The sequence below is a fragment of the Sphingobium sp. 15-1 genome (assembly GCF_013375535.1).
GTDB classification, from domain to species: Bacteria; Pseudomonadota; Alphaproteobacteria; order Sphingomonadales; family Sphingomonadaceae; genus Sphingobium; species Sphingobium aromaticivastans.
In genome coordinates this window covers 1,457,762-1,479,290 of record NZ_JABXJG010000002.1, presented here as the reverse complement: position 1 = coordinate 1,479,290, position 21,529 = coordinate 1,457,762, and the positions used below count along the sequence as shown (strand labels likewise).

The 21,529-nt window shown below is 62.2% G+C and carries 20 protein-coding genes; 4 read left to right on the top strand and 16 right to left on the bottom strand.

Annotated elements, in window-relative coordinates; translation table 11 throughout:
- Positions 1-5: 5 nt before the first annotated feature.
- The 3 genes from HUK72_RS22660 to HUK72_RS22650 all read right to left on the bottom strand — a co-directional run bounded on the left by HUK72_RS22660 (position 6) and on the right by HUK72_RS22650 (position 2,495).
- A complete protein-coding gene (locus tag HUK72_RS22660) occupies positions 6-1,142 on the bottom strand; it encodes a YaiO family outer membrane beta-barrel protein (RefSeq protein ID WP_176598769.1) in 1,137 nt (378 codons plus the stop codon).
- Between the two features lie 2 nt (positions 1,143-1,144).
- On the bottom strand, positions 1,145-1,519 hold the full coding sequence (locus HUK72_RS22655; protein ID WP_176598768.1) for a response regulator: 375 nt from the start codon (positions 1,517-1,519) through the stop codon (positions 1,145-1,147).
- A 325-nt stretch (positions 1,520-1,844) separates the two neighbouring features.
- A complete protein-coding gene (locus HUK72_RS22650) occupies positions 1,845-2,495 on the bottom strand; it encodes an alpha/beta hydrolase (RefSeq protein WP_176598767.1) in 651 nt (216 codons plus the stop codon).
- A gap of 404 nt (positions 2,496-2,899) precedes the next feature.
- Here HUK72_RS22650 and HUK72_RS22645 point away from each other — a divergent pair, with 404 nt between their 5' ends.
- The gene (locus HUK72_RS22645) at positions 2,900-3,322 is read left to right on the top strand and encodes a hypothetical protein (protein ID WP_176598766.1); all 423 of its coding nucleotides are present in this window, start codon (positions 2,900-2,902) and stop codon (positions 3,320-3,322) included.
- Here the strand turns inward: HUK72_RS22645 and HUK72_RS22640 are convergent, their stop codons facing one another.
- The 5 genes from HUK72_RS22640 to HUK72_RS22620 all read right to left on the bottom strand — a co-directional run bounded on the left by HUK72_RS22640 (position 3,323) and on the right by HUK72_RS22620 (position 8,787).
- Positions 3,323-4,201: a hypothetical protein gene (locus HUK72_RS22640; RefSeq protein WP_176598765.1), complete on the bottom strand. Its 879-nt coding sequence runs from the start codon at positions 4,199-4,201 to the stop codon at positions 3,323-3,325.
- A gap of 1 nt (position 4,202) precedes the next feature.
- Positions 4,203-6,680, bottom strand: coding sequence for a hypothetical protein (locus HUK72_RS22635; RefSeq protein WP_176598764.1), 2,478 nt, complete (start codon positions 6,678-6,680; stop codon positions 4,203-4,205).
- A gap of 28 nt (positions 6,681-6,708) precedes the next feature.
- Complete coding sequence (locus HUK72_RS22630) at positions 6,709-7,500, bottom strand: molecular chaperone (protein ID WP_176598763.1); 792 nt, start codon at positions 7,498-7,500, stop codon at positions 6,709-6,711.
- An 83-nt stretch (positions 7,501-7,583) separates the two neighbouring features.
- Positions 7,584-8,156, bottom strand: coding sequence for a spore coat protein U domain-containing protein (locus tag HUK72_RS22625; protein ID WP_176598762.1), 573 nt, complete (start codon positions 8,154-8,156; stop codon positions 7,584-7,586).
- A gap of 85 nt (positions 8,157-8,241) precedes the next feature.
- On the bottom strand, positions 8,242-8,787 hold the full coding sequence (locus tag HUK72_RS22620) for a spore coat protein U domain-containing protein (RefSeq protein WP_176598761.1): 546 nt from the start codon (positions 8,785-8,787) through the stop codon (positions 8,242-8,244).
- Positions 8,788-9,234: 447 nt separating this feature from the next.
- Here HUK72_RS22620 and HUK72_RS27695 point away from each other — a divergent pair, with 447 nt between their 5' ends.
- Positions 9,235-9,792 (top strand): helix-turn-helix transcriptional regulator, encoded by a 558-nt coding sequence (locus HUK72_RS27695; RefSeq protein ID WP_176598760.1) that lies wholly within the window; start codon positions 9,235-9,237, stop codon positions 9,790-9,792.
- Between the two features lie 70 nt (positions 9,793-9,862).
- On the opposite strand, the gene HUK72_RS22610 is transcribed toward HUK72_RS27695, so the two are convergent.
- The 7 genes from HUK72_RS22610 to HUK72_RS22580 all read right to left on the bottom strand — a co-directional run bounded on the left by HUK72_RS22610 (position 9,863) and on the right by HUK72_RS22580 (position 18,798).
- Entirely contained in the window at positions 9,863-11,329 is a 1,467-nt protein-coding gene (locus HUK72_RS22610; RefSeq protein ID WP_176598759.1) for an amidohydrolase family protein, read from the bottom strand.
- A 41-nt stretch (positions 11,330-11,370) separates the two neighbouring features.
- Positions 11,371-12,375 (bottom strand): NADP-dependent oxidoreductase, encoded by a 1,005-nt coding sequence (locus HUK72_RS22605; RefSeq protein ID WP_176598758.1) that lies wholly within the window; start codon positions 12,373-12,375, stop codon positions 11,371-11,373.
- Between the two features lie 57 nt (positions 12,376-12,432).
- Positions 12,433-13,359, bottom strand: a complete 927-nt coding sequence (locus HUK72_RS22600; protein ID WP_176598757.1) for a 3-keto-5-aminohexanoate cleavage protein — start codon at positions 13,357-13,359, stop codon at positions 12,433-12,435.
- Positions 13,360-13,444: 85 nt separating this feature from the next.
- Positions 13,445-14,335, bottom strand: coding sequence for a fumarylacetoacetate hydrolase family protein (locus HUK72_RS22595; protein ID WP_176598756.1), 891 nt, complete (start codon positions 14,333-14,335; stop codon positions 13,445-13,447).
- A 37-nt stretch (positions 14,336-14,372) separates the two neighbouring features.
- Positions 14,373-16,643, bottom strand: coding sequence for a TonB-dependent receptor (locus tag HUK72_RS22590; RefSeq protein WP_176598755.1), 2,271 nt, complete (start codon positions 16,641-16,643; stop codon positions 14,373-14,375).
- A 269-nt stretch (positions 16,644-16,912) separates the two neighbouring features.
- Positions 16,913-17,914 carry an MBL fold metallo-hydrolase gene (locus HUK72_RS22585; RefSeq protein WP_176598754.1) on the bottom strand — a complete coding sequence of 334 codons (1,002 nt, stop codon included), beginning with the start codon at positions 17,912-17,914 and terminating at the stop codon, positions 16,913-16,915.
- 224 nt (positions 17,915-18,138) lie between these two features.
- Complete coding sequence (locus tag HUK72_RS22580) at positions 18,139-18,798, bottom strand: TetR/AcrR family transcriptional regulator (protein WP_176598753.1); 660 nt, start codon at positions 18,796-18,798, stop codon at positions 18,139-18,141.
- A gap of 133 nt (positions 18,799-18,931) precedes the next feature.
- Between HUK72_RS22580 and HUK72_RS22575 the strand changes: the two genes are divergently transcribed.
- Positions 18,932-20,083, top strand: a complete 1,152-nt coding sequence (locus tag HUK72_RS22575; protein WP_176598752.1) for a cupin domain-containing protein — start codon at positions 18,932-18,934, stop codon at positions 20,081-20,083.
- A gap of 6 nt (positions 20,084-20,089) precedes the next feature.
- Entirely contained in the window at positions 20,090-20,638 is a 549-nt protein-coding gene (locus HUK72_RS22570; RefSeq protein ID WP_176598751.1) for a pseudouridine synthase, read from the top strand.
- A 151-nt stretch (positions 20,639-20,789) separates the two neighbouring features.
- Here the strand turns inward: HUK72_RS22570 and HUK72_RS22565 are convergent, their stop codons facing one another.
- Positions 20,790-21,464, bottom strand: a complete 675-nt coding sequence (locus tag HUK72_RS22565) for a spermidine synthase (RefSeq protein WP_176598750.1) — start codon at positions 21,462-21,464, stop codon at positions 20,790-20,792.
- Positions 21,465-21,529 lie beyond the last annotated feature (65 nt).

Sequence of the window (21,529 nt, the reverse complement as noted above, 5' to 3'; positions counted from 1 at the left end):
CGCGGTCAGAAGCCGATTTGCAGGCCGAGCGACCCGCCCTTGCGCGTATAGGTCGCCCGGCGGCGGTCATAATCCAGCCCGGCGCGCAAGGTGACGCGGTCCGCCAGCGGCACCGTGCCGCCGACGAAGAGCGAACGGACCTGGCGCGTGATGCCCGCTTCCGTATCGGGATAGGTCGCCGCGCCGGCATAGAGCGTCGCCCCGCCGGGCAGCGTGCCGTCTATCCGCCCGGTCACGCCGGCGCGATGGGTGCCCTGCTCGTCCCAGAGGTTGATCATCCGCACCGTGGCGCTGACGCCCAGCCGCGCCGCCGTCAGACGAGCGCCCGGCAGAAAGCTCGTCACCGACACGTCCCGATATTCGGCATGGCGCAGGTCCGCGAGCAGGGTCGCATAGGGGGTGACGTCCGCCTCCACCCCGCCGCTGACGCCCCATTTTTCGCGAAAATCGGCATGAGGCGTGGCCGCCAGCGCAGCATAGGCGCGGATATGCGGCCCGAAGCTCTGGTCAATTCGGCCTTCGATACGGGTGTCGGTGAAGCTTTGGCGATCCTCCCGCTCGGCAGCGAGCGCCAGCACCGTACCCGGCGCCACGCGGCCATAAGCGGCCAGCGTGGTCGTCGACCAGGTCCGGCTTGGCCGGTTGTCGAACGACACGCGGGAGAAGCCCTGCGCCACCGCCAAACCGAAACGGTGGGACGGCTTCGCGGATGGTTCCGTCAGAAGCTGTCGGCGGATCGCGACGGCCTCCGCATCGCCCGGCGCGCGCTGCTCGATCACCGCGACTTCGCGTTCGGCGGCGGCGCGGTCGCCCGACCAGAGATAGGCGCGGGCCAGGGCGGCGGCGATGTCATTGTCCGCCGGCGCCAGTTCCTGCGCGCGGCGCAGCGTCGCGATCGCCTGTGGATAATGGCCGGCAAAGGCGTGGGCGCTGCCCAGCAGGCGCACAATCTCCGGATCGCCGGGAAAATCGACATCGGCCCGCTCCAGCAGGGCAATCGCCTCCCCCTCATCCTTGCGCGCCAAGGCGGCGCGGGCGGCGGCGATCTGCGCGTCGCGAGAGGCGGCGGGCGCGGCCTGCGCGGGAATGGCCAACGTCATGCAGGCCGTGACGCAAGCGGCCATGGCACGAGCGGGCGACACCCTCACCGCGCCATCCGGGCCGATTTGAGGATCGCGTTGACCCGCACCACCAACTCGTCGGGAATGAAGGGCTTGGTCAGATAGTCGCGCGCGCCGGAGGTCAGCGCGGCCATGACATCCGCCTGCGCCTTGCGGGACGTCAGCATCACCACGGGAATCTCCGGCAATTCCTCCGCCACCGTGCGCAACACGTCCGCGCCCGACATGACCGGCATCATCGCGTCCAGCACCAGCAGGTCGACATCGCCCTGGCGCGCCGCCTCCAGCGCGGAGGCGCCGTCCTGGCGGATCGTCACGTCATGGCCTGCCGCCTCCAGCTTGAATCGAACCAGCTCGCCCAGCAGATCATCATCGTCGGCAACCAGGATATGCGCCACTATTCCCGTCCTCTTGTCGCTTCAGTCGTACGCTCCAACTGCAAATATTTTCCTTTTTTAACAATCGATAATGCCATTTTAACCCTCATTTCACCGCGACCCGGCCACGGCCTGTCCAGGCGGCGCGCCGGGCTGAAGGGCGTGAGCGCCCGTCCATGACGAGGATTGGCGGGAGACCGGGCGGGGGTTCCCGGCCCAAGCGGCATTCAGATCGGCAGAGGCAATGGTAACTCAGAAAACCCGCCATGCCGGGTGAAGTCGGCATGGCGGGTTGGTTGTCGCCCGTAGCGATCGTTCAATGCCGATCAGATATGTCGAGACGGGCTCAAACCCCGTAGAGCAGGGTCGCCTCCGCGCTGCGTTCCCGTTCGCTGGCGATCTGACGGCCATCATTGCCCTGTTCCAGCGGCTGGCCCAGGCGGGACAGCAGGAAACGGCCAAATGCCCAGTCGCCCAAGGCGGAATCGGCGTTGATATGGCCCACTTCGCCAGCGTCCGCGAACTGACTGCCCCAGAATTGCGCCAACAGCCTTGCCCTTCCGATCGCGATATAGGGATCGCTGCGGCTGGCGACGACGATCGAGGGGAAAGGCAGCAATGCCTTGGGCGTCGGGGCGAAACCGCGCAGCCGGGCGTCGACCGCCCCCGATTCGAGTTCGGGCGGAGCGACCAGCAGCGCGCCCGCGATCTTGTCGCTCCACTCCTTGCATTCGAACGCGGCCCACCAGGCCACGGCATGACAGCCCAGGCTGTGCGCCGCGAGGATGACCGGCCCGTCGATCCTGCCGATGGCGTGGCTGAGATTGCTGACCCAGCTATTGCGGTGCGGCGCATCCCAACTGCCCAGTTCGGCGCGATGGCAATTGGGAAGTTCCGATTCCCATATGCTCTGCCAATGGCCGGGTCCGCTGTTCATCAGGCCGGGCACGGTCAGGATCGTCGCGGAAGGAACAGATTCGGTGGCGTAGGGATGCATGGCAGGACCTCCTGCCCGCTTTTTATTCTCTATCGATATGATTGACAATAGGGATTGCGAGCCTTTTGCGGACTGTCGTTGCTGGCTTGGGACGAACCGAATTTTGGCGACGTCGCGCTGCCTATATGCGTCGCTCAAATGCACGGTAACGGATGGTTCATGCTTTTGACTGATGAATCCCGGCGGGCGAAGTGATATATCAAACGCGCGAAATCCGGATACTTCCCCGCTTTTCGCTCGGCTGGACGCGGGACGGGGAACGTCTCCAAACTCTTCCCCTCCTTCGTTCAGCCGGTTCCCTTCCCATCCTTCATTCCAGCCAAATACCGGAAATGTTAAGGATAAGGCATCAAGCTTTCTTTAATTCGGCGGTGTTAGACGAACGGCAACAGAAGGGGCCGAAGATGACATTCGTTCGACTATGTGCTGCATCCACCATCCTTGCATCGGCGGCGTTGCTGGGCGGCCCGGCCATGGCGGCCGAAACCGCCAAGGGTTCCTTTGCCGTCCGGGCGGTCGTTCCGGCCTATTGCGAAATCAACAGCGATCCGGTCGTACTGAGCGAAGGATCGGGCTTCCAGTCGGGAAGCGTGATGGAACTGTGCAACAGCGCGGATGGATTCCAGGTCGTCGCCTCCTATCGCGAGCTTGCGCCCAGCGAACAGGTGCGGCTCAGCTATGCCGGTTTTTCCCGTCAGCTCAACGCTTCGGGCTGGACCCCGGTGGCCAATCGCGTCGGCGCCAAATTCGGCATGCGACCCATCGGCGTGCAATATGCCGCGCTTCAGGCGCCGCTGGCGATCAACCTCACCATCACTTATTTCTGATCAGATCGGGGTGACGGCCACCGTCACCCGGTCGGTATATTTGCCCGCATGCCAGGTCGGGTCCGGATCGACGGTGATGGAAATGCCATGGACATCCCCCTGCGATCCGGTGTGTTCACCGACGTTGATCTGATCGCCCGTCGCCATGTTGAAGGCGCGGCCGTCGACGGACAGCCGGTAAGGGATGACTTCCGGCCCATCGATGCGGCGGAGCACGCCGCCATATTGCGAGGCGAAGCGCAGTTGATAGCCCGACGTGCTGAGCACGCGCACCGCGAAGGGCTGCGACACCGTCCGCATGGTGGTGGACAGCTCGCCCAGGTCGATCCGGGCCGTGCCCCCTTCCCCGCCGACGCCGGCGAAGCGGATACGGGCGGTCGCGGGGATTTCCAGCTTCAGGCGTAGCTGCACCTCATCCAGCGGAACGTTGCCGCTGTCTTCCGACAGGGCGAAGACCAGTTGCTGGCGATAATCGCCGCTCCGCATTCCCCAGTTTACCGGCACGTTGACGGTATAGCCGACCGACGTCCGCCCATGCGGCTGGAGGATGACCACGCCGCCGCCGCTCGACACATCGGCGGGCGAAGCGGAGGTCACGGAAATATTCCCGCCGGGGCCGTTCAGCATATAATTGGGGAAGGAGGCGTCGGACGCGCCCAGATCCCGCGTCACGCGCAGCCGTAGTCGGCATTCGCTGTCGCCGTCATTGCGCACCATGATCCGGAAGGGCTCGGTCAACTGCCGCTGGTCCATGCTGTCCCCAGCGGCAAGGCGCACCTCGCGGGGGCCGTCGACGAAGGAGGGCTGGCAGTCCGCCCAGGCATGGCCCGGCACCATGAGCGAGGCGAAACCCAGGTAGCGGCAAAATCGGCGCATCATATCACTCCTGTGTCCCGGTGGCGGGGCGGGCGGTCACATCGCCCAATTGTAGCAAGGATTTCGTGTCGGCGGGGACGTGAATCATGAACGTCATGTCCGGATCGCGCAGCTCCACCCGATAGCTCTTACCGGGACGAAGCCCCTGCGTCGCGAAGCGGCCTGCGGAGTTGGTGAAGAAGGGCTGCGACGGGAAGGCTGGGTCGTCCACCGCCGAAATGGTGCCGCCCAGCAGGCTGACCTTCTCGCCCTCATAATAAAGGAAGCCATAGGCGCTGATGTTCGCGTCGCTGCCGACGACGAGCTTATAGCCGCTCTTATAGGGCGGATTGACGGTATGGACGCCCGGGCCGATGTCATAGCCCTCCGTCCCGTTCTTCAGATCATATTGGATGCTCTGCCGGTTATAGCTGTTGAGCCGCCCGTCCATCGCGGGCCCCCAGATGCCGCTTTCCGCCTCGACCTTGCCGTCGTCCACCGATTGCCCCACCACGACCTGCTTGTCCTTGAGCGCCTCATGCGCCTTCGCGACCAGGAAACTGTCGGAAATCGGCCGGCCGATGGCGACGCTGTTCCCCGCCACGGCGATCGACGTGCCGATTTGCAAGCGACTGTCCTGCCGGTCGTCTATCCGCGAGAAGCCGTTGCCCGAAGAGATGGTGGTGAAGCGCGAATAGAAGCGGTTGCCGATATAGGTGGCCGACCCGTCGACCGAGGCCATGCCGTCCGAATTGCGCGCAGCGATGTCGTAGCCGAAGGAACCGACCCTATCGTCATAGCTGCGCGTCAGGGAAAGGCGCGCATCGTCGCGGCGGCTGTTATAGCCTGCCTCCGCCCTGGTCTTCTGGCCGAAGGGCACGACCAGCGCGATGCGAGCGCCGAAGCTGCGCCCGAACACGTCCTTGCCATATTCGACGCCGCCGGTCAGGCGGAAGCGCGACGCCCGGTGCATGACGTCGACAAAGGCGAGCTTGGTCCCTCTCAGCCCCTCCCGCTCGAACCAGTTGCCGCCTACGACCAGACTGGTACGATCGCTCAATTGCTGGCCATAATTGGCGGTCAGCGTGAAGGTCCGGAAACGGCCGAAACCGATGGCATCGGACAAGGTCGAGAAATTCCGGCTGCGATAATCGGCGCTGACCGACAATTGCTTGCCCTGGATGCCATAGCCGAATTGCAGTGAATAGGCGCCGCGCAGCGAATAGCCGGTCCCCCGCCCGGTGCTGATCGCGCTGGAAAATTCGAAGCGTCCGGGAATGGAGCGCGGCGTGGAAATGACCTCTATGGCCCCCAGTTGCACATCGTCGCCCGCCTGTACCGCGCCGCCGAGCAGCAACCGGTTGCTGACGCCCCGGCGATAATAGGCCGACAGAGCGGGCGAGTGACCATAGATCGGCTGGGCGCGAAAGTCCGTCGGCACGAAGCCCACCGCCGCGCCATATTCGCTTTCCCCGGCGACCAGATCGGACGGGTTGAAATAGGAATCGAAGGAAGTGATCTGCCGCCGCCCGCTGACATCGGTGACGTAGAGCTGGGCGTTGCGGCCGCCATATTGGGTCTGGAGCCGGGAGAGGTCATAGGTGCCGGAATTGAGCTGGAACCGCTCCACCTGCTGGCCGTCGACCATCACGTCGACCGTGGAATCGCGGTCGAGCAGAACCTGCTGCCCGCCAAGCTCCATCAGCGGCGTGCTGCCGGTGAAGGTCCGCCTGCCCTTTTCGACGCCGATGCCGCCGAGCAGCGTGCCGGACGTGATCGACAGGCCATTGAGCTGAAGATCGCCCGCCGTCCAGCGGCGCTGCTTTTCATATTCGTCATAGACCAGCCGCGCCTGACGCCGGTAGAAGCCGCCGCCCCCTGTCAGCGCCTGATCATAACCGCCGTCAAACTCCAGCACGACGCCGCGATAGCGCATCGCGCCCTGCAGGATCATGGCGGGCTTTTCGAAGTCGCGGAAATCAGCGACCCGCATGTCCCCGATGACGTTCAGATAAGCGCTGAATTTCTCCGGTTCGAGCGTCGTCGCGGGGAGCGAGAAGCGCACCGCCTCGCCCAGCGCCTGAGCGGCGACCATCGTCCCGTCGATGCGGTCGACGCGCACCTGCAATTCGGCCGAATCATAGATGAGGGTGACGCCCGCCTTTTCCACATCGGCAACCGAAACCGAAGGCGTGGCGGGCAGCACCGCCGCGAATTTGGTCCGCCCACTCTCCGACAGCAGGGGCGCGACATGCTCCAGCAAGGACTGACGATCGAAGAGGATCGTCCCGTCCACATAGACCGTCGCGGCGACATCCCCATAGACATTGCCCTGCCGCAAAAGAGGCAGGGTCATCTGGAGGCCCTTGTCGCCGGGGCGAGCCGGTCCGGGCGCGGCCGGCGGCTGCGCGCCGGCTGCCCCCTGCCCGGCCGGCTGGGCCAGCGCGACCGTCGACGACGCGGCCAGTGCGCCTGTGGCGACGCTGAAGAGTAAATGTCTCACCCTGCCCCCCTCGGGCATGTTCAAAGGATCAGCGCTTCAGCGTCACAGTCGCTCCGGCCGCCATTTTTTCCGGAGTCGGGATGAAAAAGATGCGGGCCTGACCAGGCGCGACGATTCCCATCCCGATCATTTCGCTCATCTGAGCGGCATTATATTCCGCGCTATAGGGCTTGCCGGTGCTGTCCGTTCCGCTGACGGCCCAGCCGGACCGACCCGCCGGGAAATAGCGATTGCCTTTGTTCTCGATGCGCACTTCCAGACCGTTTTCGGTCCTGGTCTTGCGGACATCCTTGTCCTGCGGCGCCTTTTCATCCGGGCCGAGCTCGACCTCGCGGGAAATCGGCGCGATCTGAGCCACCACCGGGTCGGGCGCGGTCCCGTCGGGCACGACGTTGACGAGGACGTTGAAGCGCATCACGACCTGAATGCGCGACTGTTCGGCCGGAAGCTGGACGGGAATCTGGCTGACCGCCGCATAATAGACTTCCGATTTCGTCAGCGGACCGTCCGGCAGATATTGGATGCGGAATACCTGCTTGCCATTGGGCGCGATCAGCGTCTGGGGCGGGAAGACCATGAACCGGTCGTCCGCGGGCTCCAGCGTCAGTTCGCCGCGCTCCCCGATGACCCCGCGATACATGCGCACTTCCATCGGCAACTGGCGGTCTTCATTGTTGGCGACCTCGATCCGCGCCGTGGAACGTGTACCCTGAGGCTCCAGATCCACCGACATCGGCGTGACCCGCGCAGCCTGCGCGCCGGTCGCCATGCCTGTCAGCAAAAGCAGCGGCAGAACGAATTTCACCCATTTGAGGAACATCGTCCTCTTCCCCCTCGATCATGAACGGCGGAAATCGGGGAAGCCATGGAATGCTCCCCCAAATTCCTGTGCAGATGCCGCGATTAGCTGGCGGTGACCGTCACGGTCACGGTGTCGCTGTAGGTGCCGGCCACGGGGCGGGCATCCAGGTTGTTCAGCGGGTCGACCAGCGCGTCGAACTTGACCTGGCGATGCAGCGCGCCACGCGAGGCGCCGTTGTTGAGCTGGATCAGGCCGAGAAGCGCCGAACGGCGGAAACCGGGCTGCTGCAGCAGGCCGCCATTGCGGTAATTGTCGGCGGCGAGCGAGTAGTTGATCGTGTTCTTGAAGCCCGCATCCGCGCCGGTCAGCGGGGTGCTGGTGGTCAGGCGACCGGCATTGGCCGACGAGATGGTCATGCTGTTCGTGTCGTTGCACGACACGTAGAAGGAGTTGGTCGAGTTGCTGGCGACATCGTTGATGAACAGCGCGCTGCTGCCGGCATTGGTGTTGACGTTGACCGTGCCGAGCTGGATGTCACCGATATTCTCCATCGTGCAGGTCTTGGCGACCGATGCGTTGATGTCGAACGTGTCGCTGTCGGTGCTGGCCGCGAAAGCGGGCGTGCCGGCCATCAGGACTGCTGCGGCCGTGGCGGCCATAAGGAGCTTCTTCATAAGGATTTCCTCAAATCTTCTAAGGGTTGCGCATCAGAGCGGCGTCATGGTCAGGAAGCCTGCGCATCCTGATCCCGGCCGAGCCTCAGAGCGCGGTCTGGACGGTGACGGTGATGGTGCCCGTATAGTTGCCGGCCAGCGGGCGCAGCGTGTTTTCGGACGACAGCACCTTGGCGGCCAGGCGCACTTGGCGGTGGACGGGACCACGGCTGGTCTGGTTCTGCGCGCCGTTCGCGCTGGAGTAGCTGGGCTGCGAGCCGCTCGTGAAATAGTTCAGAGCCTCGACGCGGTAGTTCAGCTTGTCGGTGAAGCCAGCGTCGTCGACGCCCGCCTGGAAAGCGCGCGAGCCCTGAAGGGTCGCGGGACCGGAAAGGGTCATCTGGTTCTGCTTGTTGCAGCTAACCCAGAACTGGTTGGTGTTCTGCGTCGCGTCGCTGCTGAGCAGCAGGGCGCCGTTGCCCGCCGTCGTGGAAATGTTCAGCGCGCCGAGGTTCACGTCGTTGACGTTCTGCATCGTGCAGGTTTCGGGGATCTGAGCATTGATCTGGAACTGGTCGGTGGCCGAGTTGGCGGCAAAGGCCGGACTCGCGACAAGCATTGCTGCCGCGGAGGCAAGGATCATCTTCTTCATGGAATACTTCCCCATCTGTTACAAAAAGCGGCCTGAAGCACCCCCGTCTCCAATGGGGTTGTTTCCGGCCGTAACTTCAGGGAGGGCGCGCGACTCTCTTTCCCCACCCCTGGAGCTGATCGAAAGTATTAATATATATCTAACGAAAGTTAATACTCAATATTGGGTATGGCTCCGCTTTAATGGTTAATGCGGTGCGCCAACAGCCAATTGGAATTGTTGAAAATCGCCGATTTCGGTGCGATCCCGGGCTATTTCCGGCCCTATCAACTAAATCGGCCTCAGCCTGTGCGAAATCGGGACAGAAGCCGATTAATTTGTTAACGACATTTGTTAAATTGATCTATATCGCAAGTTATACATGTTGATTCGATAGATATAGATCAAGGATAGGGCTGCTGCCGGGGGGTATGTGTGGCTGAAGGCTCCATGGGGAATGGAGAGTCGGTGTTTGCGAGCTGGGTCGATGCCGATCCGATTCCACATGCGATAATCGATCGCTGCTTGCGGCTGCATTGGCGCAACAGGGCCGCCATCGCCCTTTTGGAAGGCTCCTTGGAATTGCAGGAGCAGGAAGACCGCCTCGTCGCCCTTCAGCCGGACAACCAAGCGCGCCTAAAGCTGTTCGCGGACCATGCGGGGTCCGACGCGGCATCCTCCATGGTTATCCTGCCCGTCAAGGACGATTATCTCATCATTCGCGGAAGACTGATCGAAACCGGCCTGCGCGGCGAACAGATCGGCCTCATGTTCTTTTCCGCGCGGCATTTCATCGATCGGTCGATCATAACCGATGATGTCAAGGACATATATAGACTGACCAATGGCGAGCATAAAATATTGAGCGCCATGATGAGCGGCATGAATGCCGAACAGATTTCCGGAAGTCTGGAAATTTCCCTTGAGACGGTCAGAACGCATATCCGCCGCATCTATTCGAAGACAGGCGTAAGAAGCCGCGAAGCCTTGTTCGCGCAGCTACAACCCTTCAAGATCCTTGCGTGAATTATCCGGGACGGCCGGGAAGGGGATGAGCTCCGCCATCTCCCCTGCCCGGATCGCGCCGCTTTGCGACCTATGCGGCGGTTCCTTCCATGCCCCATAAGGGCGCCCAAGCCTTCCGCATCGCGTCGGCGTCGATCCTAGCGAAGCGTTCGTCAATGGCGTCCCGCGACGCCTGGATGCGGCGTTCGATCCCCTGCCACTCCTCACCGACCAGCCTGCCGCCACGCTTGCGCGCAACGCCGTTGACCCACACGGAATCGACGTCGCTCGCATTGGCATAGATCACGAGCGCTGCATGGGGATCGCGCACCGGAGCCATGTTGATCGAATTCATCCGGGTCAGCACCACATCGGCCTTCTTGCCGGGCGTCAGGCTGCCGATCTGATTTTCCAGACCGACGCAGGCCGCTCCGCCAAGCGTCGCATGCTCGACCATCTTGGAGGCGGGATAGCGCAAATCGCTCGGCAGGGTGTAGCCGAGGCTGGAAGGCAGTTTGCCGCGGGCGGCATGTTCATCGCGGCGGAAGCGCATCGATTGCAGCATCAGTCGCATTTGCCCGAACATGTCGCCGGAAAAGCCGGAAACGATGTCGACCCCCAGCGAAGGTGCCCTGCCGGATTCGATCACCCGCTCCAGCATCGGAAAGCCGGGGCCCATCTGCAATTCGGTTTCCGGCGTCACCGACAACCATCCCCCCTCGCGGGCCAACAGGCCCAGATCGTCGTCGGTCAGATGGTTGCCGTGCGACAACAGCAGGTCGTCGCCCAATGCCCCCGCCTTTGAAAGCTGCACGACAAGGCTGGCGGCATCAGTATAGACGGCCGTGGCATGGAATGTGATGCGCGCAGGTTCAAGGGAGCGGCTCCATGCCAGTTCCTCCAGCACGGGTTCGATGCTGGGGAAGGTGAAGAACTCGCTCGACGCGATCCCGAAACGAAGTACGGAATCGTTCGATGGGAAGAATTTCTCCCGCACGCGCTCCGCATTTTTCTTCTGGAAATCTTCGATCGTTCCGGCAGTGTCGACGATGATCGATGCGGCGTCGATCTGCTGTCCGGGTTTATATTTCGGATTGCGATACACGCCGTAGCAAAAGACGCCGCGAATGCCCGCATCGACCAGCCCCTTCACCAAGGCGTCGGAGTGGTCTTCCGAAATCTGGAGATGAGAGTGATCGACGATGGTGGTGACGCCCGCGTTGATCGCTTCCAGAGCGCCGACATAATTGCCGAGATAGGCGTCCTCCGCTTCATAGCAGACCGAATACATGGTCCGGATTTCGGACAGATATTGAAACAGGCTCCAGTCGGTCGCGACGCCGCGTAACTGGGTCTGCCAGACATGGCGATGGGTGTCGACGAAGCCGGGGCTTGCGATCATGCCGGTCGCGTCGATCACCTCCGCGTCGTCGGCCTCGATATGCGCGGCGACCTCTGCAATCCGGTCATCGACAATGAGGATGTCGCCGGTCCGCAGATCGCTCGTCGCGGGATCGACCGTCACCAGCGTCGCATTCTTGATCAAAGTTCTTGCCATATACCCTCTCCATTCTGGACCTTGGCGCGATGGAGGCCCGTTCAAAGCGCGAGAAGCTGCTTCCCGAAATTGAGGCCGCGAAATATTCTGTTCAACGTCTCGGGCGCATTTTCGAGGCCCTCCTGCACATCTTCGATCGACACGATGCTGCCGTCATCCAGCCATTGCCCAAGCTGCCCGATCGCCTCATCGAACCGGTCCTGATAATCGAACACCAGAAATCCAGTCATGCTCGACCGCCTGAGTCCCAACATCATATAGTTATTGATGCTGGCGACGGGAGCGCCGTCGACCGGGACATAGGAGGATATGCCGCCGCAAAGCGCCACCCTTGCGCCGATGGCGAGATTTTCCAGCGCCGCGTCGAGGACGGGGCCACCGACATTTTCAAAGACGATATTGACGCCATCGGGCGCAAGTTTCCCAAGCTGCTCGCTGATATTCTGGGATTTATAGTCTATGCAGGCGTCGAAGCCTGCCGATTCCGTCACCCACCGGCATTTTTCCGGGCCGCCTGCGATGCCGATGACGCGAGCGCCTCTGATCCTGGCGATCTGACCCGCGATCGACCCTGTCGCACCCGCCGCCGCCGAAACGACGACGATGTCGTCCTTCTGCGGCCGCGCTATCTCCGTCATGCCGAAATAGGCGGTGAGGCCGGTCAGGCCGCAGACATTGAGCGCCTTGACCTCCGATTCCGTCCGCAGAACCGAAACCTCCGCATCGTCGGTGACGAGGGCATAATCCTGCCAGCCGAAGACGCCCTGAACCTTCGTCCCGACAGGAAAGCGATCGGTTCTGGAACTGACGACCTTGCCCGCCGCGAAGGATTCGACCACGCCGCCGATGGGAATGGCCGGTCTGTAACTGTCGAAGGACAGCCAGTAGAGTTGCGCCGGGTCGAAGGCCAGGTGCGTAATGCGGACGACGAACTCACCGTCGTCCGGCTCGGGAATCGCAGTTTCGACAAGAGCGAGATCGCCGGGGCGAAGCAACCCTTCCGGTCGCTTTTTCACGATCCACTGGCGGTTGATAGTCCCCTCCATATTAGAACCCTTTCATGATCGCTGGCCCGGATGCAGGCCGGCAAAGGCCGTTGGAAATCAGAAAGCGACGTTGTCCGCACCCTTGAGCGCCAGCAAGTCTCGGGCTTCCGCTGGGGTGGCGATCTCCAGAGAGAGCGGTTCGAGGATCGACCGGATCAGCCGGACCTGCTCGGCATTGGATTGGGCGAGACGTCCTTTCCCGGCAAACAGCGAGTCCTCCAGCCCCACCCGGACGCTCGCTCCGTTGATCGCGCCCATGGTGATGAACGGCATCTGATGCCTGCCCGCCGCCATCACCGACCAGCGATATTGGTCACCGAACAATTTGTCGGCCAGACGCTTCATATGAAGGAGATTTTCGGTATCGGCCCCGGTGCCGCCCAGAATTCCGAAAATGGTCTGGACGAACAGAGGCGGCGTCACCAGCTTGCGGTCCAGGAAATGCGCGAGCGTGTAGAGATGTCCCGTGTCATAGCATTCGAACTCGAATTTCGTGCCATGTCCGTTTCCAAGCCTGTCGACTATATTCTCTATGTCGCGAAAGGTGTTGCGGAAAATGCCGTCGCGGGAGGCTTCGAGATAGGCTCCTTCCCAGTCATGTTTGAACGACTTGTATTTTCCGAGCATCGGATAAAGGCCGAAATTCATCGATCCCATATTGAGCGAGCATAGTTCCGGCGAAGCGCGGAGCGGCGCTGCGAGCCGTTCCTCGATCGACATGGTCTGGCTGCCGCCGGTGGTGATGTTGACGACCGCGTCGGTGCTTTGCTTGATGCGTGGAAGGAACTGCATGAACACGTTCGGATCGGCGGTCGGTTTCCCGGTATCCGGATCGCGGGCATGCAGATGCAGGATCGATGCGCCTGCTTCGGCCGCTTCGATCGCCTGTTCGGCAATCTCATTGGGCGTGCAGGGCAGATAGGGCGACATGGTCGGCGTGTGAACCGACCCTGTCACGGCGCAGCTTATGATGACTTTCGACATTTTGAGTGTCCTTCGAAGGAACTGCCAGATTTCAAGACCATGGCGTTTATTTCGAGCAGGCCGCCGTGGGCGCCTTCAACTTCTTCTATGACTGGCTGACGACTTTGTTGGTCAGCGAGCCGATCCCCTCGACCTCAAGCGTGACGATGTCGCCCATATTCAGCCGCCGGTCGAGTTCGAAGCCGCAGCCGCCAAGAACCGTGCCGGAACCGATGATCTCGCCCGACACGAGCGAGGCGCCCTTGCTCAAATGATAAATGGCGTCCTCGAACTTGTGCTCCATGCTGGCGGTCGTGCCCTTGCTCCACTGTTCGCCGTTCACATAGGCCGCCATTTGCAGATCATAGGGGTCTTCGATCTCATCGGCGGTCACGATGCAGGGGCCGATGCTGTTGGCGAAATCCTTGCCGGTACCCGGCCCCGCGCCCGTTTCCATGAACAGCATTTGCAGATCGCGGGCCGACCAGTCGTTGAAGATCGTGAAGCCGAAAATGTGATCCCGCGCCTTTTCCCGTTCGATGGCAAGGCCGGGCTTGCCGATCACGCAGGCCCATTCCAGCTCATAATCGATCCAGTCGGAGTTGCGGGGCCAGGCTATGTCGGCATCCGGCCCGTAGACATGGACATTGTCCGAGTTCACATAGATCACCTGGCGCCGGATTTCGGGATGCAATTCCCGTCCCATCTTCCTGAACGCGACCTCCAGATGCTCCAGGAACAGGAAGGCGTCGCGAAGCCGGACAGGCTGTGGCAAGGGTGCCAGCAGTTGAACTTCGTCCAGAGACCGGCGCGCATCGGCAGATGCGCGCTCGGTCCACTGCCGGGCCTGGGCCAAGGCCTCGTCGCCTGCTTCGATCAGGCCTTGCATCGATCCGGGAAAACGCGACCCAAGGCCTGAGAAATCGACGACGAAGCCATCGGGATGGATTGCGCCGATGCCATCGCGATCGGAGGACCGAAAAGAAACCAGCTTCATATCATCTCCGATTATTGAACTTCATGGGAATGGCGGATCAGAATTTGAACCGGGCGGTCATGCCGTAGAGCCGCGGCTCTTCCAGCCCGCCAGTAACGGTGAATCCGACCAGGCCGCTATTGACGTAGGCATTCTGGATATAGCGGCGGCCGCCGATATTCTTGGCGAAGGCCGTCAGCGACCAACGGTCGTCCGCCGCCGCGAAGGTGATGAAGGCATTGCCCTTCGTCTTCGGACCCTGCGACACTTCCAATTGGTTGAAGGGCGAGAAATAGATGCGATCGGTCCAACTCAGCTCGCCGCGCAACGTCAGAGCGTAATCCCCGATATCGAGGCGATATTGCGCCCCGCCGGAAGCCGTGAAATCCGGGGCTTGGGACAGCCTGTTCCCCTTCAGGTTGAAGGCGGGAACGCCGCCATCCGTCGTCACGCCGTCGCCGCCGGGCCGGGCCGGGTCTATGCTGATATAGTCATCGAACCGCGCGTGCAGCCAGGAGAAGTTGGCGTCGAATTCAAGATTGCGGGCCGGCCGCAGCCGGGATTCGATTTCGATGCCGTAAATGGATGCGGTGGCCGCATTTTCGAGACCCAGGAACGTGCCGATGACCTTGCCGACCTGAAGATCGGTATAATCATAATAGAAACCGGCCAGATTGAACCGAAGCAGGCCGTTGCCAAGGGTCGTCTTCACCCCCGCTTCATAAGCGGTGATCTTTTCCGGCTTGAGCGCTGGCTGGACGAGGCCCAGGTTGAAATTGCCGCTCTTGAACCCCTTCGAGAAGGAGGCGTAGAGCAAGGTATTCGGGTCCAGCTTGTAATCCACGCTGACGCGGGGCGTGAACGCCTTGAACGTCTGGGAATCCTGCTGGATCAGCGCCGGGATGATCGGGTTGGACGGATCATAGGGCCTGACGAAGTCGAGCTGGATGACATTGTCGACCTTCTTCTGTTCCCAGCTATAGCGCGCGCCGAGAGTGACGCGCAGGTCGGGCAGGACTTCATAGGTAAGCTGCCCGAACGCCGCCGCCGCATCGGTGAATAGCGGGCCGGTCGCCTCAATGCCCTGGGCAAGATAGCCGGGAAGAGGGCCGCCGACGGTCACGGTGCTGAACGGCCCGCCCACCGACGCCACATCCTTTTCATGGAAATAATAGACGCCAAGCAGCCAGTTCAGCCGGTCGGTATTGCCGCTGACCTGCAATTCCTGGCTGAACTGCCGCGAATCCTCCGATTGGATGAGGGGCGAGGCGATCGCCACGCTCGTCTGGTCCAGATCGGTCTCGGTCAGATATTTGGTCCGCCGATAGGCCGTCAGCGACCGGACTTGCCCGAAGTCGAGATCCCAGCTCAACTCTGCCGACACGCCCCAGAAATTCCGGACATTCTTGGGATTGCGCTCACTTGCGATGTCCCTCCTGTCCGGGGCGGTTATGCCGCCTGCCAATATGCCTGTCGGCGTGATCGGATTGCCGGCCGCATCCTGCCCGACGGAATCGAAAAAATGATAGGCATAGTTGCGGTCATTCTCATGATGATAATCGGCGGTGACAAGCAGGCTGAGCCGATCGGTAGGCAGAAACTCGACCGCTCCGCGCGCGGAGATGCGCCGGGCATTGTCGATATCCTTGCCCGTGACGATGTTCCTGCCATAGCCATCATGATTGTCGCTCAGGAAAGCAAATCGAGCGAGGATCCTGTCTTCCACGATCGGGCCGCTGACCGCGCCCTCGACTTTCAGACTGTCGTAATTTCCGTAAGTGAAGTTGACATAACCTTCGGGCGCCCGCGTCGGCCTCCTCGTGATGACATTGATCGCGCCACTGGTCGCATTGCGGCCATAGAGCGTTCCTTGCGGCCCGCGCAGCACTTCGATCCGGTCGATGTCATAAAAGCTGCTGAGCGCCGCTGCGGTGCGCGCAATGAAGACGCCGTTGACATGGAAGGCGATGCTGCCCTCCGCCCCGGTGCCGAGATTTTCGCTGCCGACGCCGCGCAGGGCGATGCGGGCGGTGCCGGTCGTCTGGCCGATCGACAGATTGGGAACGCTGGTCTGCAGTCCCTCCAGCCCGCTGATGCCACTCTTCGCCAGGGCCTCGCCGCTGACCGCGGATATTGCGATGGGAACGTTCTGGGCGGATTCGGCGCGCTTCTGCGCGGTCACAATGATTTCTCCCATCTCAGGAACGTCGCCTCCGGCGGGAGGCGTCGCGACAGGTGCGACGTCGCGCGCGTGCAACAGGCCCGGCGCGCCGATCATGACCGCAGTGGCGATGCAAGCAGCCGTGCGAAACAGCAAAGATTTATTCATATCCTCCCCTATCCTCTGCCTATGCTATCCATTTTTATTTCTCAGTCGGTCGTATGACCGAGTTTGGTGCCGCATCGAGCCCGAAGATGTCATCGTTACAGCATCCATGGCCGATCAACCCGAACGGATCTCATCGATGGCAGGTCAATCCGGATATTTTCGAGCGACCCATATGCCATCGATCATGCCATTATTCCCCGGCACCTCCTGTGCTATGTTAGTCGTACGAACGACTGACTGTCAAGCTAAATGCACTGGAATCACGCGGTTCAATGGCCATGGTTGCAGGCGTCATGCTTCACGGTCCGCGCCGCCCGCTTGGCCAGAAACCGGTCGAACAGCCCGAAAATCTCCAGGAAATTGCTGGTCGCCTGAGGACTGCCATATTTCCGGTAGAGGAAGTTCACCGCGCCGATGATCCGCTCAGGCGTGTTCCATTCCGGCAGATCGGGAAGCTCGACAATTTCCAGCGCCGTTTCCTCGATCGCCAGGCCCGCCTCGAAGCGCTTGCGAACCTCGTCGCGGAACCAGAGCAGATAGGCGCGGAATTCGGCAACGCGCGTCTTGTCCGTCAACGGGCCATGGCCCGGAACGACGACATCGATGTCCAGAGACAGAATATGATCGCAGGCCGCAACCCAGCCTTCAAGCGACCCTTCCCACAGGACCGGATGCGCGCCGCTGAACAACAGATCGCCGGTATAGACCACCCGGTCCTCCACGGCGTGGACAAGGACGTCGCCGCTGGTATGCGCCGGTCCGACGGCGGTCAGGACGACATTTTTGTCCCCAACCTTGAGCCGCTTTTCCTTGACGAAGGTTTCATGCGGCTGGGTCAAGACGATGTCGTTGAACTGGAACCCCTCATTGCCAAGGCAATCATGGATGTAACGAGCGCCTGCGCCTAATTCCTGCCAGTTTTCGAATATCCTGCCATAATCCTCGGGCGTGACCTTAAGGAATTCGCCCGCCGCCGCCTGAGATGCGACAATGTGTGCGCTCTTCACCAATTGGTTGCCGAAGATGTGGTCGGCATCGGCATGGGTGTTGACCAGCGTGTCGATGCTGCGCGCAGCCGGAACCGCATCCGCCATCGTCGCAAGCATTTGCTCGGTCAGGCTCAGTTGGAAAAGCGTGTCGACCAGCAGGCTCTGATCGCCATCGGCAATCAAACCGGCATTGCTCCAACCCCAGGAACCATCCGGCTGGAGATAGGCATAGGCCCCTGGCCCGACCTGCTGCAACCCGCGCTCATACGCCCATTTCGCCATGGCATCGACTCTCCCAACCGTTATGCTCCCTTGTTAGTCGTACGACTGACTGACTGTCAAGGCCAAAGGCGGATAAGGGCGAGGCGCGCCTCCAAAGCACCCAAGGATCAACGGTTAAGGACCGGGAAATGAGGCGTTTTGGGAATCAGCCCGCCGGATGACGGACATTCGCACGCTCAAAAAAGGCGGCCGCTTTGGCCGCCGAAGCTTATTGTCAATCGGCGTCAGCGGACGGGAAAGTCGACAATCGCCTTTGTGCCGGCAATGACGAACGGGATGAGTCGTTCGCTCACCGCCGCGAAGTCGGTGGCGCTCCCAATGCCACCCGAGATGCGTTTCAGCCGGTCATTCCGCGCTTGCACCACGCTGTCGAGCATGCAGCCGATGATGAACTGATAGGCATAGGCCAGATTGACATGGGTGGACGGCGGGCATGTCGCCTGAAGCCAGCCCATCAGCTCGATCCCGATCGGGTCCAGCAATTTGGGGATAAGGTTTCCGTGATCCTCGGTCGCGACGTACATCAGTCGGCAGAGAATGGTGATATAGCGCCGCCACCCCGGTTCGCTCGTCAGCGCCAATTTCAACATCGGCAGAACGATCGCCGTGATCGCTTCGTCAAGATCGGGCGTGGCGCCGCCCCGTTTCGCCATGAAGCCCCGGTACATCGCGCGGCGCTGTTCGTTCATCTCGTCAAAACGACGCGTCAACACTTCAAAAAGAAGCGTTTCCTTCGTCTTGAAATGATAGCTCAGCGTTCCGAGCGTATCGCCCGAGAGCGCCGCGATCTCACGCGTCGTGGCCGCGTCATATCCCTTGTCCGCGAATATCTGTTCCGCAGAATCCAAAAGCCGGTCCCAGCTTCCTCCCTTTGTCGCCGCCATGCCGTCTCCTTATGGTCTCTATCCATTACGCCCGGACGCCGGTCGGTCAAGTGTTCGACGCGAGTATATTTCGCCGGTTCGCTAGCTTGGCTGCGCTTTTGACAGCGGCCTTCCATGGGCGCATGGGCGACACATGAAATTTGCCGACTTCGATCCCGCCCTGTTCCTGCGCGACTATTGGCAGAAACGCCCCCTGCTGATCCGCAGTCCGTGGAACGAATGGCGCAACCCGCTGGAGCCCGACGAACTGGCGGGCCTGGCCTGCGAGGAAGGCGTGGAATCGCGGCTCATCACCCGTGACGGTGACCGTCTGGCGATGGAAAACGGCCCGCTGGCGGAGGAGCGCTTCGGTGAATTGGGGAGCGGCCCCTGGACGCTGCTGGTACAGGCGGTCGACCATCATGCGCCCGATGTCGCAGCGCTCATAGAACCCTTTCGGTTCGTGCCCGACTGGCGCATCGACGATGTGATGGTCAGCTACGCCACGGATGGAGGCGGAGTCGGGCCGCATTTCGACCAATATGACGTATTTCTGGTGCAGGGCCTGGGCAAGCGGCGCTGGCGCGTGGGGCCGCGATGCGACTCTGCCACGCCGCTGCTGCCCCATGAGGATCTGCGCCTGATCGCGGATTTCGAGGCGACGGGCGACTGGCTCCTGGAACCGGGCGACATCCTCTATGTCCCGCCCTGCTTCGCGCATGACGGGGTGGCGGTCGGGGATGGCTGCATGACCTATTCGATCGGTTTTCGCGCCCCCTCCCGCGCCGAGCTGATCCAAAATTGGTGCGAGCATCAGGCCGACGGAATGATGGAGGAGGATCGCTATGCAGACCCTGACCTGACCATCCAGGCCAATCCCGGCGAAATCGCCGCGCCTGCGATCGACCGGCTGCATGCGATGGTGATGGAGGCCTTGTCCGACCGCGACGCCTTTGCGCGCTGGTTCGGCCTCTTCACCAGTGCGCCCAAATATGCCGAAGCGGACTGGCGGCCGGAGGAACCGATCGGGACGCGGCAAGTCTGCGCATTGCTGGCGCAAGGCGTGCCGCTCAGCCGCAACCCGGCAAGCCGCTTTTCCTTCATCCGGCGACAGGAGGGCACGGTCCTGCTGTTCGTGGACGGTCATTGCTTCGAAAATATGGGCGATGCGGCGCTGCTGGCTGAACGGCTCTGCGCGGAGCGGACCATGGTCGCAGACCCGCGCCTTGCCGAATCCGCCCCTGTCGTCGCGCTGATCGAGACGCTGATCGACCAGGGCAGCCTGGCGTTCGAAGACGAGGATTGAGCCGCGATGACGCTGATCCTGTTCAACAAGCCCTTTGGGGTATTGTGCCAGTTCACCGATGAAAGCACCGGCCCTGCCCGTCCGACCCTGGCCGCTTTCATCGACCGGCTTGGCGTCTACCCCGCCGGGCGGCTCGACCTCGACAGCGAAGGGCTGTTGCTGCTGACCGATGACGGCCGGTTGCAGGCGCGGATAGCCGATCCGCGCTTCAAGATGCCGAAAACCTATCTCGTGCAGGTGGAGGGCGAACCCGACGAAGCGGCGCTGGAGGCGCTGCGGCGCGGCGTGAAGCTCAAGGACGGCCCGACCCTGCCCGCACAGGTCGAGCGCATCGACGAACCGGTGCTATGGCCACGCGATCCGCCGGTACGGTTCCGCAAAAGCGTACCGGATTGCTGGCTGCGGCTGACGATCCGCGAAGGACGCAACCGCCAGGTCCGGCGGATGACGGCGTCGGTGGGCCATCCGACGCTGCGGCTGGTGCGATGGCGCATCGGTGACTGGTCGCTGGACGGCATCGCGCAGGGGCAATGGCGCGAAGCGGAAACAGGCTAGGGTGTGTGGGGATTCAGCCCATGGCGGGCTGCAAATGGCGGCTTTCTGCGCTTCCAGTGCTCACATACTTTGAGTACGCTGCGCGCCGGTTCTCGAAATCCACCATTTTCGCTCCACCCTGAACTGAATCCCCACACACCCTAGGCCATCATCAAGCCCGCTTCGTGCCGAACCAGATGACGTGCCGCGGCCCCTTGCCATTGCTGCGGGCCCGCACAGCCACCTCGTCGACGATCAGGCCGGCGCGCACCAGGCGACGCGTGAAGGCCGCGTCCAGCGCCGCCGACCATATCGCCACGATGCCGCCGAGCTTGAGCGCGGCGATGGCCGCTGCAATGCCCTGCGCCGAATAAAGGCGGTCGTTCGCCTGACGCACCAGCCCATCCGGCCCATTGTCCACATCAAGGAGGATCGCGTCGTAAGTCCCCCTGCCCGCGGCGATCACGTCCGCCACGTCCGCCTGAACCAACCGCACACGCGGATCGTCCAGGCACCCGGCCGCCAGCTCCGCCATCGGCCCCCGCGCCCAGTCGATAATCTCCGGCACCAGCTCCGCGACGGTGACCTGCCCGTCGCCGTCAAGCGCGGCCAGCGCAGCGCGCAGCGTGAAGCCCATGCCATAGCCGCCGATCAGCAGATGCGGCCGCGCCCGCCCGCGCAGCCGGTCGCAGGTGAGATTGGCCAACGCCTCCTCCGACCCGCTCATCCGGCTGCTCATCAGCTCGTTGCGGTCGAGCACGATCATGAAATCCCCGCCCCGGCGGTAGAGGGTGAGCTCCGCTCCACCGGGCACCTGGGCCGATCCGATAAATTCGCGCGGCTGCATATCACCTTCCCTCGGCCAGAGGCCCATTCGTAACCGGCGGGGGGTTTACGGCAAGGGAGCGCCAC

Excerpts from the sequence above, each read along its gene's own strand:
- HUK72_RS22650 (WP_176598767.1), bottom strand. The coding sequence starts at position 2,495 with ATGCATCCCTACGCCACCGAATCTGTTCCTTCCGCGACGATCCTGACC.
- HUK72_RS22645 (WP_176598766.1), top strand. The coding sequence starts at position 2,900 with ATGACATTCGTTCGACTATGTGCTGCATCCACCATCCTTGCATCGGCG.
- HUK72_RS22640 (WP_176598765.1), bottom strand. The coding sequence starts at position 4,201 with ATGATGCGCCGATTTTGCCGCTACCTGGGTTTCGCCTCGCTCATGGTG.
- HUK72_RS22630 (WP_176598763.1), bottom strand. The coding sequence starts at position 7,500 with ATGTTCCTCAAATGGGTGAAATTCGTTCTGCCGCTGCTTTTGCTGACA.
- HUK72_RS22625 (WP_176598762.1), bottom strand. The coding sequence starts at position 8,156 with ATGAAGAAGCTCCTTATGGCCGCCACGGCCGCAGCAGTCCTGATGGCC.
- HUK72_RS22620 (WP_176598761.1), bottom strand. The coding sequence starts at position 8,787 with ATGAAGAAGATGATCCTTGCCTCCGCGGCAGCAATGCTTGTCGCGAGT.
- HUK72_RS22610 (WP_176598759.1), bottom strand. The coding sequence starts at position 11,329 with ATGGCAAGAACTTTGATCAAGAATGCGACGCTGGTGACGGTCGATCCC.
- HUK72_RS22605 (WP_176598758.1), bottom strand. The coding sequence starts at position 12,375 with ATGGAGGGGACTATCAACCGCCAGTGGATCGTGAAAAAGCGACCGGAA.
- HUK72_RS22600 (WP_176598757.1), bottom strand. The coding sequence starts at position 13,359 with ATGTCGAAAGTCATCATAAGCTGCGCCGTGACAGGGTCGGTTCACACG.
- HUK72_RS22595 (WP_176598756.1), bottom strand. The coding sequence starts at position 14,335 with ATGAAGCTGGTTTCTTTTCGGTCCTCCGATCGCGATGGCATCGGCGCA.
- HUK72_RS22590 (WP_176598755.1), bottom strand. The coding sequence starts at position 16,643 with ATGAATAAATCTTTGCTGTTTCGCACGGCTGCTTGCATCGCCACTGCG.
- HUK72_RS22585 (WP_176598754.1), bottom strand. The coding sequence starts at position 17,914 with ATGGCGAAATGGGCGTATGAGCGCGGGTTGCAGCAGGTCGGGCCAGGG.
- HUK72_RS22580 (WP_176598753.1), bottom strand. The coding sequence starts at position 18,798 with ATGGCGGCGACAAAGGGAGGAAGCTGGGACCGGCTTTTGGATTCTGCG.
- HUK72_RS22575 (WP_176598752.1), top strand. The coding sequence starts at position 18,932 with ATGAAATTTGCCGACTTCGATCCCGCCCTGTTCCTGCGCGACTATTGG.
- HUK72_RS22570 (WP_176598751.1), top strand. The coding sequence starts at position 20,090 with ATGACGCTGATCCTGTTCAACAAGCCCTTTGGGGTATTGTGCCAGTTC.
- HUK72_RS22565 (WP_176598750.1), bottom strand. The coding sequence starts at position 21,464 with ATGCAGCCGCGCGAATTTATCGGATCGGCCCAGGTGCCCGGTGGAGCG.